Genomic DNA, 12,199 nt, shown 5'->3' with positions numbered 1-12,199 from the left:
GTGCTGTGCATATCCGTGCCGGCGGACCGCAGGGGAACGCGCCGGCAGGCAGGGTGAGGGTGTGCTGGGGGACGACGCGGAACTGACCGCCGCGGTGCGTGCAGCGCAGAACGGGGACGAGACCGCCTTCCGTACTGTGTACCGCGCCGTGCACCCACGCCTGCTCGGATACCTGCGGACGCTCGTCGGCGAGGGCGAGGCCGAGGACGTCGCCTCCGAGGCGTGGCTCCAGATCGCCCGCGACCTGGACACGTTCAGCGGCGACGCGGACCGCTTCCGGGGCTGGGCCGCGCGGATAGGCCGCAACCGCGCCCTGGACCACATCCGCATGCGCGGCCGGCGCCCCGCGGTCGGCAGCGACGACACCGAACTCGCCGAACGGCCCGCCCCCTCCGACACCTTCGGCGAGGCCATGGAGTCCGTCTCCACCGACCACACGCTCGCCCTCATCGCGCAACTGCCCCAGGACCAGGCCGAGGCCGTCGTCCTGAGGGTCGTCGTCGGGCTCGACGCCAAGAGCGCCGCCCGGACCCTCGGCAAGCGCCCCGGCGCGGTCCGCACCGCCGCCCACCGCGGCCTCAAGCGGCTCGCCGAACTCATCGGCGAGGGCCCCTACGACCACGTCCCGCGCCCCGTCCCCGCCCCGGCCGCCGCCGGCGGGGCGCTGCGCATGCGGTCGAGGGCGCAGAGGGGCGTGCGATGACCGACGAGCACGGGGGCGCCCGGGACGGTGTCCAGGACCTGCGGTCGCACGGCCTGACGGACCTGCCGCGCGTCCTTCCCGACCTGAGCTGGCTCGACCGCGACACCGCCGAACGCCTCCTGGACGGCCGCCCGGTGGCCGCCGTCCTGCCCATGGGCGACGCCCGGGCCCGGGCGGCCCGCCTGGAGCGGGTGCTGGCCCACGCGCTGCCCGGGGTCGACGCGAGCGGCACCCGCCCGCGCGCCGCCGCCGCCGCGCGGACCGCGCCCGAACTCCCCGGCGAGGCCGCCGCGGTGGCCGCGTACCGCGCCGCGCGGGCCGGCGGCACGGTCCTGCTCGCCGCGTCCGCGGGAGCCCCCGACCGGCGGTCCGCGCGGACCGCCGCCGGCTGGGCGCGACCCGTGCGGTTCGGGCTCGCCGCCGCGCTCGCCGTCTGCACCGTCGGCGGGGTCGCCGTCGCGGCCGGTACCGGCGCGCTGCCCGCGCCGTTCCGCGACGAGCCGACCGTCGCCGCGAGCGGGGCGCACCCGCGGGACCCCGCCGCCGGATCGTCCGAGGCCTCCGGCCCCGCCGGCGCCGGCTCCTCGGGCCGCACCGCCCGCCGCGCCCCCGCCCCGGACGACGGCCCCCGCCCCGGCGGCTCCCCGGCCCCCACGGCCGGCGGCCCCGCCCCGTCCCCGCAGCCGTCCCCCCGCTCCACCGACCTCGCCGCGCCGGCCCCCGAAGGCCCCTGGTCCGCCGACCCCGACGGCCGCGCCAGGACCGCCGACGTCTGCCGGGCGTACGTCGGCGAGGGCCCCGGACCCGACACCCCCGACCGCCGCCTCCTGGAACGCGTCGCGGGCGGCGCGAAGGCGGCCCGCCGCTTCTGCACCCGCTTCCTCGCCCAGGGAGGTCCCGCCCCGCACTCCGAGCCCGCGACGGGGCCGCGCGAGGTCAAGCGTGACGCCCAGCGCGACGACAAGGGCGGCGACGGGCGCGGCGGCAATCCCGACAAGGCCCGCGCGACCAGGCCCGACAAGGCCCGCGCCACCAAGCCCGACAAGGCCCGCGCCACCAAGCCCGACAAGGCCCGCGGCGCCGCCCGCCCCGGCAAGCGCGACACCCGCGGTGACTCCCCCCGCGGCAGGGCCTGCACCCCCGCGACCGACGACACCCCCGGCACGCGGCCCCGCCACGCCGCGGTGCCCCGCGCGGGCCGTGACGGCCGCGAGCAGACCGCCGACGTGCGGCGCGGCACGGCCCGTCCCCACCTCCGCGACCAGCCGGCCCAGCCGTCCCGCGACGCACCCGCGCCCCGCTCCTGAACCGACCGGACCGGACCGGGCCCCGCCCGCAACCGCCGCCCCGCACCGCGCCCGCCGGGCCTCGGACACCCGCCGGGGCCCGCGGCTTCGCCGCGTGTTCACCCGCCCCTCACCCGGAGGCCCCTGGACTTCGGCAGGATCGACGGACCCACCCTCCCCGGCACCGTCCCCAGGAGTACGTGTGAAGATCCTCCGCAAGATCCGGTCGGGTACGACGGCCGCGCGCAGCGGGCCGGAACGGTCGCCCGCGCAGTCGGCGGGAGTCCGGGCCAGTGGCCTGGACACGGCGAACCGGCGGGCCGTCGAGGAGGGCGGGCGGGTCCGGCCGGTGACCACCAAGGAGATCCTGCACACCCACCGCAAGGCCTTCCCGTACCACGGCTGGGTGGACGTCGAGTCGGGCCTGTGCCCGCCGTTCGTCATGTTCTGCGGGAACGACGAGGCCGTCGCCCTGGACACCGTCTGGAACGGGCGCTTCGGGTACGAGCGGGGGAGCCTCGGGCACTGGAGCCGGCTGGCCGCCGCGTCCAGCACGGTGGTCGACGTCGGCGCGCACGTCGGCTACTACGCGATGGTCGCCGCGCTGTCCGCGCCGAAGGCCGCCGTCCACGCCTTCGAGCCGGTGCCGCCGGTCCACGCGCGGCTCGCGGTCAACCACCGCGCCAACGGGCTCAGGAACCTGCACCTGCACGCCGAGGGCGTCTCGGACCGGGGCGGGCGGGCCGACATCAACATCCGCTTCCGGATGAACAACCTGCTCTCCACGGGATCCACTCTGGAGGAGTTCACGGAGCCGCTCCAGGGCGCCTCCACCTACCGCGTCCCGCTCACCACCCTGGACGAGGCCTTCCCCGAGAAGCCGGTGGACCTGATCAAGATCGACGTAGAGGGGCACGAGCCGCACGTCCTGACCGGAGCCCGCCGCCTTCTGGAGCGCCACCGCCCGACCGTCCTTCTGGAGGCGCTCCGCGAGAGCGAGCTGGACGGCCTCACCGCGCACTTCAAGGGCCTCGACTACACGTTCCACTGGATCGCGGAGAAGGACGGCGGCCTCGTCCCGATCACGGAAGCGCGCCCCGAGAAGAGCCGCAACCTGCTGTTCGCCCCGCGCGGGACGGACGCCGGCTGACGACCGCCACACGGCCGCCCCGGAACCGCCCGCCCTCGGATACCGACCGACCGATCAGTTCGCCGGGCGCGGGCCGGTGTAACGCTTTCGGTCGAGGCGGCGCAGTACGGAGTGAGCCGACTGGTCATCGGCGGCGCGACGAGCCGGGGTTCCCCCCGTACCCACGGCTCTGCGCACCCGGCGCGGGCGGGACACGTTCCCCCGGTCCCGTCCGCGCCCCTCACCTCTCTGATGCGCAGGGGCCGCGGAAACGTTGCGGCCGCGCGGAGGTCTCCCCATGCGGAGGACCGCATTCCGAAACTGCCCGGCCGGTTGTCGGACCCGCGTGCGACACTGCGGGACATGTTCGGCATCACGGATCTCCCGACCTACCTCGCCGGCCTCGCGCTGATCATCCTGCTGCCGGGCCCCAACTCGCTGTACGTGCTCTCGGTGGCGGCCCGCCGCGGGGTGCGGACGGGGTACGTGGCGGCCGCGGGCGTGTTCTGCGGGGACGCGGTGCTGATGACGCTGTCGGCGGCGGGGGTCGCCTCGCTGCTCCAGGCGAACGCGGTGCTGTTCGGGATCGTGAAGTACGCGGGCGCGGGCTATCTGACCTGGCTCGCGGTCGGGATGATGCGGGCGGCGTGGTCGCTGTGGCGCACCCGGCGGGAGCGGGCCGCGGAGAGCCTGACCGAGGAGGTGCCGGCCCACGAGCGGCCCTACCGGCGCGCGCTGGTGGTCAGCCTGCTGAACCCGAAGGCGATCCTGTTCTTCATCTCGTTCTTCGTGCAGTTCGTGGACCCCGACTACGCCTATCCCGCGCTCTCGTTCGTCACTCTGGGCGCTTTCGCGCAGTTGGCGAGTTTCCTCTACCTGAGCACGCTGATATTCGCCGGCACCCGCCTCTCCGCCGCGTTCCGCCGGCGCAAGGCGCTGTCTGCGGGGGCGACGTCCGCGGCCGGGGTGCTGTTCCTCGGGTTCGCGGCGAAGCTCTCGCTCAGCAGCGCCTGACGCGCCTCAGGGGGCCAGGACGTCCAGCTCCTGCAGCGCCCCCTCGGTGATCTCCCGCGTGTAGCGTTCCGCCGCCGCCGCGTCCCGCGCCCGGATCGCCTCCGCGACCCGCACGTGCAGGGTCACGGCCGCCGGGTCGGGGTCCGGGAACGTCACCTCGTAGCGGGTCCGCGCGGTCAGCACCTCGCCGACGACGTCCCCGAGCCGGGCGAACATCTCGTTGCCCGACGCCCGCAGCACCTCCCGGTGGAACGCGATGTCGTGGACCATGTACGCCTCCAGGCGCCCGCCGCGGGAGTTGGCGACCATGTCCATCGCGTGCCGGGTGATGGCGGCGCACTGCTCCGCGTCCGCGTGGACGGCGGCGAGCCCCGCCGCGGCCGGCTCGACCGCCGAGCGCAGGGTGGTCAGCGAGCGCAGCTGGCGGGGGCGGTCCGCGCCCGCCATCCGCCAGCGGATGACCTGCGGGTCGAAGACGTTCCACTCCTCCGGCGGCCGCACGGTCACGCCCACCCGCCGCCGCGACTCCACCAGGTGCATCGACTCCAGGACCCGGACCACCTCCCGGACCACCGTCCGCGACACCGAGAACCGGTCCCCGAGCTCGTCGGTGCGCAAGACGCTGCCCGCGGGGTACTCGCCCGCCGTGATGGCCGGGCCGAGGGCGTCGAGCAGGCGGGCGTGCAGGCCCGGCCGGGTGCCGCTGTTGTCCATGGTCACCCAGCGTACGCGGATCCCACGGAGCGAATACGTATGACGTATGGACCACAGTCCCTTGAATATGTCGTACGTATGGCGTTAGGTGGACGGGACATCGAGGTCGAGGGAGACAGCGAGGTGCAAGCCGCCGTGCAGGGAACAGATCGCACGCCGCCGGACCCGGGCGGGCCGCTCGTGGTCGTGATGGGCGTGTCGGGGACCGGCAAGTCCACCGTCGGCACGCTCCTCGCCGAGCGCCTCGGCGTCCCGTACGCGGAGGCCGACGTCCTCCACCCGCCGGCGAACATCGCGAAGATGGCGGCGGGCACGCCCCTCGACGACGCCGACCGGGCCCCCTGGCTCGACCTCGTCGGCGACTGGGCGCGCGCGCACCGCGCGGGCGGCGGCGTCATCGGCTGCTCGGCCCTCAAGCGCGCCTACCGGGACCGGCTGCGCGCGGCCGTCCCCGGCGCCCGGCTGTTCTTCGTGCACCTGACCGGCGACCGGGCGCTGATCGCGTCCCGGCTGGCCGACCGCACCGGGCACTTCTTCCCCGGCGCGCTGCTGGACTCGCAGTTCGCCGCGCTCGAACCGCTCGCGGCCGACGAGGAGGGCGTCGCGATCAGCGTCGCGCATCCGCCGCAGGCCATCGCCGAGCGGGCCGCGGCGGCGGTCCCTCGGATCGTCGCGCCCGGGTGCGGCGTCCCCGAGGCCGCCGCCCCCTGACCCCCGCAGTCCGATCCCACCCACCACCGTAGGGACTTCCCATGTCGCGTCTCAGCGTCGAGATGCTGGCGGCGGAACCGGCCGCCGAGCCGATCACCTCCGCCGGACAGGCCCAGCTCGGCATCGCCGTGCTGGTCGGCATCGCCGTCATCGTGCTGCTCATCACCATGTTCAAGCTGCACGCCTTCCTCGCCCTGACGATCGGCTCGATCGTCCTCGGCGCGACCGCGGGCGCGCCGCTCGACAAGACGCTCCTCAGCTTCGGCAACGGACTCGGCGACACCGTCGCGGGCGTGGGCGTGCTGATCGCGCTCGGGGCGATCCTCGGCAAACTGCTCGCGGACTCCGGAGGCGCCGACCAGATCGTCGACACCATCCTGGCCAGGGCGTCGGACCGGACGATGCCGTGGGCGATGGTCCTGATCGCGGGCGTCATCGGGCTGCCGCTGTTCTTCGAGGTCGGCATCGTGCTGCTGATCCCGGTGGTGCTCCTGGTCGCCAAGCGCGGCGGGCACTCCGTGATGCGGATCGGCATCCCGGCGCTCGCCGGACTCTCCGTCATGCACGGCCTGGTGCCCCCGCACCCCGGACCGCTCGCCGCGATCGACGCCGTCGACGCCGACCTGGGCGTCACCCTCGCGCTCGGCGTCCTCATCGGCATCCCGACCGCGATCATCGCGGGCCCGCTGTTCTCGAAGTACGCCGCCCGCTGGGTGGACATCGCGCCGCCGGAGAAGATGATCCCGCAGCGGCCCAGCGAGGACCTGGAGAGGCGCCCGAGCTTCGGCGCGACGGTCGCCACCGTGCTGCTGCCGGTCGTCCTGATGCTGGTGAAGGCCCTCGTCGACATCGTCGTGAACGACCCCGAGAACCACGTCCAGCGGGTCACCGACGTCGTCGGCTCACCGCTGATCGCCCTGCTCGCCGCCGTCCTGGTCGGCATGTTCACCCTCGGCCGGGCGGCGGGGTTCTCCCGGGAGCGGCTCTCCTCGACCGTCGACAGGTCGCTGGTCCCGATCGCCGGCATCGTCCTGATCGTCGGCGCGGGCGGCGGCTTCAAGACCACGCTCGTCGACATCGGCGTCGGTCAGATGATCATGGACTTCTCGGAGAACTGGAACATCTCCCCGCTGCTCCTCGCCTGGCTGATCGCCGTCCTCATCCGCCTCGCCACCGGCTCCGCGACCGTCGCGACCATCTCCGCGGCCGGCCTCGTCGCCCCGCTCGCCGCGGACATGTCGGTCCCGCACGTCGCCCTGCTCGTCCTCGCCGTCGGCGCCGGGTCGCTGTTCTTCAGCCACGTCAACGACGCGGGCTTCTGGATGGTGAAGGAGTACTTCGGGATGGACGTCGGCCAGACCATCAAGACGTGGTCGGTCATGGAGACGGTCATCTCGGTGGTGGGCCTTGGCTTCGTGATGCTGCTGTCGCTGGTCCTGTAGCACTCAGCCCCCTCCGCAGCAGCGGTGTCAGCGGCTGCTCCACCCAGCGGTGGAGCAGCCAGGCGAGGGCGAGCAGGCCGGTGACGGTCAGCGCGGCCGTCGGGAGGGGCGGCAGGCCGAGCCGGTGGTGCAGGGTGTCGATGACGACCCAGCCGAGGTGCTCGTGCACCAGGTAGAAGGGGTAGGTCAGGGCCCCGGCGACCGTCAGCCACGGCCGGTCGGCCCAGCCGAGCCGGCCGAGTGCCACCGCCGCCACGGCGGCGAAGCCGGACGTCACCACCGCCACGATCACCAGCGACGAGCGGAACGAGAACGCGGACGCGTCCGCCGGGTGCCAGAGCCCGGCCACGGCCTGGTGCTGGCCGATCAGCCAGCTGATCGCGACGACGCCCCAGGCCGTGAGGTCCCGCCGGTCGCGGTGCACCAGGTAGAGGCCGAGCCCGCCGACGAAGAAGGGCGCGTACTCGGGCATGAGCACCAGGTCGAGCAGCGGCTCGTCCAGGCCGGCGGCCGCCGCCGCGGCGAGCGTCCACCCCGCGCAGAACCGCACCACCCGGCCCCGGGTCACCCCGGGCACCACCACGAAGAGCGCGAAGAGGGCGTAGAACCGCAGCTCGGCCCAGAGCGTCCAGCAGACCCCGAGGACCCGGTCGACGCCGAGCGGCTGCTGGAGCATCGTCAGGTTCACCAGCGCGTCGCTGGGCGAGACCGCCTCGAAGGCCACCCACGGCAGCGCGAACACGGCCGTGACGAGCGCGACCGCGGCCCAGTACGCCGGGTAGAGCCGGGCCGCCCGCGAGGCGAAGAACGCCCGCGGGGTCCGCCCCCAGCCGCTCATGCCGATCACGAATCCGCTGATCACGAAGAACACCTGGACGCCGAGGCAGCCGTAGGCCAGCCATGCGTGCGCGGTGGGGAAGAGCGCCTTTGGGGAAGCGCCCCAGGCCTGGGTGACCTCCCCGCCGCGGCCGCCGAAGTGGTAGCCGGCCACCATCAGCGCGGCCAGCAGCCGCAGCCCGTCGAGCGCGCGCAGCCGGGGCGCCCGCACCGCGGCCGGCGCGACGGTGGGGGCGCGGGGCGGCGCCTTCCGCAGGGTGGGGGAGTGCGACGGTCGGGGCAACGGAGCTCTTCCTCGGGAAACGGACGATCGACTTCCGTGCGACGGTAGACCAGCGATTCCGGTGCGAAACCTCCTCCGCGGTTCCGTTCCCCGTGCCGTCGTGGGGAGTTCACCTCCCGGCCGCGCTGGCTTCCTACCGTGTCGCTGTCCCGCCGTCCGGTCGCGGGGGAGCAGATGCTGGGAGCACCGTGACGAAAATGCGCAACCACCCGCCCGAGCCGCGCGGGACGGAGTCGACCGCGGAGGTCGGAGCCGTCGCACTGGAGGAGTGCCTGGCCGCGTGTGCGGTGCACAGCGGCAAGACGGTCGGGTCCATGGACCGCCGCCGCGCCGAACTGGGCGAGAAACTGCGGCAGTTGCTGGCCGCACAGGTGCAGGCGCGGCCCGCGCCCGTACGGGCCGCCTCAGGGGTCGGCGCCCTGGTCCGGCGCGCCGCGAAGCCCGCGTCCGCCCTGGACGCGAACGTGCTCGACGCGCTGCTCGCCGTCGGGAACAAGGCCCTGGAGTGCGGGTACGCCGACGAGCTGGCGCTGGCCCGGTTGATCTCCGACGCCGTCCTGACCGAACGCAGGAACTCCCGGGCCGGCTGGCGTCTGCGCGCCCGCACCCTGGAGGCGCTCGGCGACGACGAGGCCGCCATCGCCGCCTACCAGCAGTACCTCGCGAACACCACCGAGGACGGTTTCGGCGTGGCGCCGCGGATCGCGGGCCTGCGTCTCGCAGGACGGCACCGGGACGACCTCGTCGGCCTGCTCGCACAGGGCTGCCCGCGCGCCGCGGAACTCGCCGAGGGGCCCGCCACCGACCTGTGGGCGCAGGGGCTTGAGGCGAACGCCGACGGTCGCGGCGACTGGTCGGCCGCCGAGCCGCTGCTCGTCGCCGCGCTGGTCCGGCTCCGCGACGACAACGCTCCCGTGCCGGACCTGCACGCGGCCCTGACCCAGTACCTCGACCTGCGGCTCGCGGCGACCGGCGGCGACACCGCGGGTCTGCACACCGCCCTCGCCCACTACGCCGAGCAGCGCCGCAACCGCCACCGCGGCCCGGTCGCGGACCCCACCTTCGGCGGGGTCCGGTGGCTCACCCTCGGCGAGTTCCGCAACCGGATCGCGGGGAAGTCCGTCTGCCTGATCGCCAACTCGGCCCGGGTCGGCGAGAGCACGATGGGCGCCGAGATCGACGCCTACGACCTCGTCGTCCGCTTCAACTCCTACAAGATCGACGCCAAGGCGACCGGCCGCCGCACGGACATCCACGCCACCATCCACAAGCACGGGTTCAACTGGGAGCAGCACGTCGACACCCGGCTCGTGTTCGGCGGGATCTCCGGCGACTGGAAGCACTCCCTGCGCAACCGGCTCGTCCCCGGCGCGCAGATACACCTGGGCGACGAGTCCCTGCGCTGGCCGGTGCGCAACATCGGCAAGATCGGCACCGACCTCTGGCCGTCGATCCCCACCAGCGGCTTCAACATGCTGTGGCTGCTCGACTTCCTCGACGTGAGCCCCACGCTCGACCTGATCGGCTTCGACTTCTACGAGAGCGGCGCCTACCGGCTGGCCGGCGCCATGAAGATGCCCATCACCTCCGTGCACGAGTACACCAGCGAGAAGGCGTGGGTCATGGAACGCGCCCGGAGCGTCACCGACATGAGGATCTCCCTGCGATGACCACCACCACGACCGCACCGCCCGCCCCCGCCGTCGCCGACCGGGCGGCCGCCGCGAGCACCGCCGCCCTCACCGGCCGGCGCCGGATCGCCTTCGCGTCCTTCGTCGACGAGAACTACCTGCCCGGCTTCCTCGCCCTGCTGCGCAGCCTCGCCCTCACCAACCCCGAGGTCTGCGAGGACTTCGTCGTCCTCCACGACGACCTGAAGCCCTCGTCGATCGCCCGGATCCGCGCCCTGCACCCCAGGATCGTGCCGCGCCGCGTCGACGCGGCCCGCTACGACGCGTACGCCAAGGGCGACCAGGACAACTACCTGGTGCGCAAGGCGTACTTCATCCTGGACGTCTTCAGGATCCGCGACTACGACACCGTCATCACCCTGGACACCGACATGGTCGTCCTCGACGACCTGGGCGAGCTGCTGAGACTCCGCGAGGGGCTGGCGGCCGTCCCGCAGTTCTTCTACGGGCAGCACAAGCTCAACAGCGGGCTGCTCGTCATCCAGCGCGAGTACCTGAGCGACGCGTTCTGCGCCCGGATCGACGAGATCGGCCGCAGCGGCGCCTACGAGCTGGACAAGCACGACCAGGGCATCCTGAACGCCGCCCTGGACGGCGACTTCGTCCGGCTCGACCACCGGTACAACTTCGTCAAGCGGCGGCTCTCCGGCGACAAGCCCGTCCCCGAGGACACCGCGATCCTGCACTTCACCGGCCGCCACAAGCCCTGGCAGGGCGGTGAGGCCGGCTACGAGCAGGCCGAGGCGCGCTGGCACGAGTTCGACCTGCCGGAGGCCGCCTTCCACGCCGCGTTCATGGCGGCGGGCAAGGGCGCCCACCACGACCTCCTCGTCCACTTCGGCACGGCGCACGTCGCCAGGACCTCCGACGTGGAGAGCGCGCGCCGGGTCGCCGCCGCGCACATCTCCGCGGGCGACTACCAGGAGGCGGCCGACATCCTCGGCCGGGTGCACATCCCCGTCGACGCCGCCTGGCCGCACGAGGTCCTCGGCCACGCCCTGATGAGCGTCTCGCGCTACGACGAGGCCCGCGCGCACCTGCTGCTCGCCGCCTCGGCCCCCAACCGGGGCGCCACCGCCCACTCCCGGCTCGCGCAGATCGCCTGGATCCACGGCGACGACGCCACCGCCCGGGCGCACGCCCTCACCGCGCTCGGGATCGACCCGACCCACCGGCCCGCCCGGCTGATGCACACCCGCACCTCGGCCGTTCCCGCCCCGCAGGAGGGCTCGCCCTCCGACCAGCTCGCCCACGTCGCGTTCTACATGGAGCGGCAGGGCAACGCCGGCGACAAGCTGCTGCCGGAGTCCGTCCGCCTCGCCTTCGACCCGGACGCCTCCGCCCGGCGCTGGCACTCCGTCCACGCCCACCGCCTCTTCGACGAGGCGGCCCTCGAACGCGTCAACGCCCGGCGCGGACTGGTCATCGGCGGGGGCGGCCTCTTCATCCCCGACACCATGCCCAACGGCAACAGCGCCTGGCAGTGGAACGTCCCCGACGCCCACCTGGAGCGCATCGACGTGCCGGTGATGGTCTACGCCGTCGGCTTCAACGCCTTCGACGGCCAGTCCTACCGGGCGGCGCGCTTCTCGCAGAGCCTGCGGGCCCTGGTGGAGAAGTCGTCCTTCTTCGGGCTGCGCAACCACGGATCCATCGCCAAGGTCCGCGCGATGCTGCCCCCTTCGCTGCACGACAAGGTGCGCTTCCAGCCCTGCCCGACCACCGTCACCCGTCAGCTCGTCGACGGCTGGACGGACCCGGCCGAGCGGGAGGACACCGTCATGATCAACGCGGCGTACGACCGCGCGGGGCTGCGCTTCGGCCACGACTACGCCCACTTCCTCGCCCAGATGGCGCACGCCGTCCGCGAGCTGGGCAAGCACGCCGAGGTGCTCTGCGCGGCCCACTCGCTCGACGACGAGACCATCGCCTTCGACCTGCGGCGCGTGCACGGCATCTCGCTGCCGGTGGTCCCGATGTACGACTTCGACAACGACGCGATCCGCGACACCTACGCCCGGACGAAGCTGGTCATCGGCATGCGCGGCCACGCCGGGATGATCCCCTTCGGCTGCGGCACGCCGATCGTCAGCCTGATCTCGCACCCGAAGATGGCGTACTTCCTCGCCGACATCGAGCGCCCCGAGTGGGGCATCTCGGTGCACGACCGCGATCTCGGCGCGGTCCTCGTCGAGCGCGCCGCGGGGCTGCTCGGCGACCACGCAGCCGCCGTCGCCGACGTCCACGGGCGGCAGCAGGAGCTGTGGAAGGTGACCCAGGCCAACGCGGAGGTGCTGCGCCGGCTGACCGGCTGAGCGCACCCGACGGGCCCGCCGCACCCGACGGGCCCGCCGCACGCGACGGGGCCCTCCGCCGAGGAGTTCGGCGG

General features: G+C 74.0%; 10 protein-coding genes. 8 read left to right on the top strand and 2 right to left on the bottom strand.

Going from position 1 to position 12,199, the window contains the following annotated elements; genetic code table 11:
• The first annotated feature begins 61 nt into the window (after positions 1-61).
• The 4 genes from ACFWEG_RS01875 (at position 62) to leuE (ending at position 4,132) form a co-directional block, all read left to right on the top strand.
• Positions 62-703, top strand: a complete 642-nt coding sequence (locus ACFWEG_RS01875) for an RNA polymerase sigma factor (protein ID WP_387208059.1) — start codon at positions 62-64, stop codon at positions 701-703.
• Positions 700-2,010 (top strand): hypothetical protein, encoded by a 1,311-nt coding sequence (locus ACFWEG_RS01870; protein ID WP_387208057.1) that lies wholly within the window; start codon positions 700-702, stop codon positions 2,008-2,010. Before ACFWEG_RS01875 ends, ACFWEG_RS01870 begins: the two co-directional genes overlap by 4 nt.
• Positions 2,011-2,191: 181 nt before the next feature.
• Positions 2,192-3,139, top strand: a complete 948-nt coding sequence (locus ACFWEG_RS01865) for an FkbM family methyltransferase (protein WP_387208055.1) — start codon at positions 2,192-2,194, stop codon at positions 3,137-3,139.
• 342 nt (positions 3,140-3,481) lie between these two features.
• A complete protein-coding gene (leuE, locus tag ACFWEG_RS01860) occupies positions 3,482-4,132 on the top strand; it encodes a leucine efflux protein LeuE (RefSeq protein ID WP_387208053.1) in 651 nt (216 codons plus the stop codon).
• 6 nt (positions 4,133-4,138) lie between these two features.
• Here the strand turns inward: leuE and ACFWEG_RS01855 are convergent, their stop codons facing one another.
• Positions 4,139-4,846 (bottom strand): FadR/GntR family transcriptional regulator, encoded by a 708-nt coding sequence (locus ACFWEG_RS01855; protein ID WP_387208051.1) that lies wholly within the window; start codon positions 4,844-4,846, stop codon positions 4,139-4,141.
• Positions 4,847-5,035: 189 nt separating this feature from the next.
• On the opposite strand from ACFWEG_RS01855, the gene ACFWEG_RS01850 reads away from it, so the two are divergent.
• Positions 5,036-5,557 carry a gluconokinase gene (locus tag ACFWEG_RS01850; protein ID WP_387208181.1) on the top strand — a complete coding sequence of 174 codons (522 nt, stop codon included), beginning with the start codon at positions 5,036-5,038 and terminating at the stop codon, positions 5,555-5,557.
• Between the two features lie 41 nt (positions 5,558-5,598).
• Entirely contained in the window at positions 5,599-6,999 is a 1,401-nt protein-coding gene (locus tag ACFWEG_RS01845; RefSeq protein ID WP_387208049.1) for a GntP family permease, read from the top strand.
• Here ACFWEG_RS01845 and ACFWEG_RS01840 read toward each other — a convergent pair.
• Positions 6,947-8,119 carry an acyltransferase family protein gene (locus tag ACFWEG_RS01840; RefSeq protein WP_387208047.1) on the bottom strand — a complete coding sequence of 391 codons (1,173 nt, stop codon included), beginning with the start codon at positions 8,117-8,119 and terminating at the stop codon, positions 6,947-6,949. The two genes, ACFWEG_RS01845 and ACFWEG_RS01840, sit on opposite strands and share 53 nt — an antisense overlap.
• 197 nt (positions 8,120-8,316) lie before the next feature.
• Here ACFWEG_RS01840 and ACFWEG_RS01835 point away from each other — a divergent pair, with 197 nt between their 5' ends.
• Together ACFWEG_RS01835 and ACFWEG_RS01830 are read left to right on the top strand one after the other, a co-directional pair.
• Complete coding sequence (locus ACFWEG_RS01835; RefSeq protein ID WP_387208045.1) at positions 8,317-9,789, top strand: hypothetical protein; 1,473 nt, start codon at positions 8,317-8,319, stop codon at positions 9,787-9,789.
• On the top strand, positions 9,786-12,125 hold the full coding sequence (locus ACFWEG_RS01830; protein ID WP_387208043.1) for a glycosyltransferase: 2,340 nt from the start codon (positions 9,786-9,788) through the stop codon (positions 12,123-12,125). Before ACFWEG_RS01835 ends, ACFWEG_RS01830 begins: the two co-directional genes overlap by 4 nt.
• The last annotated feature ends 74 nt before the right edge of the window (positions 12,126-12,199 follow it).

This window comes from Streptomyces sp. NPDC060194, assembly GCF_042728285.1.
Classification (GTDB): Bacteria; Actinomycetota; Actinomycetes; order Streptomycetales; family Streptomycetaceae; genus Streptomyces.
Note: the sequence above shows the minus strand (reverse complement) of the source record. Positions and strands in the feature narration are given on the sequence as shown.

What these genes read in the sequence shown, in the direction of transcription:
- ACFWEG_RS01870 (WP_387208057.1), top strand. Translation starts at nt 700, where the DNA reads ATGACCGACGAGCACGGGGGCGCCCGGGACGGTGTCCAGGACCTGCGG.
- leuE (WP_387208053.1), top strand. Translation starts at nt 3,482, where the DNA reads ATGTTCGGCATCACGGATCTCCCGACCTACCTCGCCGGCCTCGCGCTG.
- ACFWEG_RS01855 (WP_387208051.1), bottom strand. Translation starts at nt 4,846, where the DNA reads ATGGACAACAGCGGCACCCGGCCGGGCCTGCACGCCCGCCTGCTCGAC.
- ACFWEG_RS01850 (WP_387208181.1), top strand. Translation starts at nt 5,036, where the DNA reads ATGGGCGTGTCGGGGACCGGCAAGTCCACCGTCGGCACGCTCCTCGCC.
- ACFWEG_RS01845 (WP_387208049.1), top strand. Translation starts at nt 5,599, where the DNA reads ATGTCGCGTCTCAGCGTCGAGATGCTGGCGGCGGAACCGGCCGCCGAG.
- ACFWEG_RS01835 (WP_387208045.1), top strand. Translation starts at nt 8,317, where the DNA reads ATGCGCAACCACCCGCCCGAGCCGCGCGGGACGGAGTCGACCGCGGAG.
- ACFWEG_RS01830 (WP_387208043.1), top strand. Translation starts at nt 9,786, where the DNA reads ATGACCACCACCACGACCGCACCGCCCGCCCCCGCCGTCGCCGACCGG.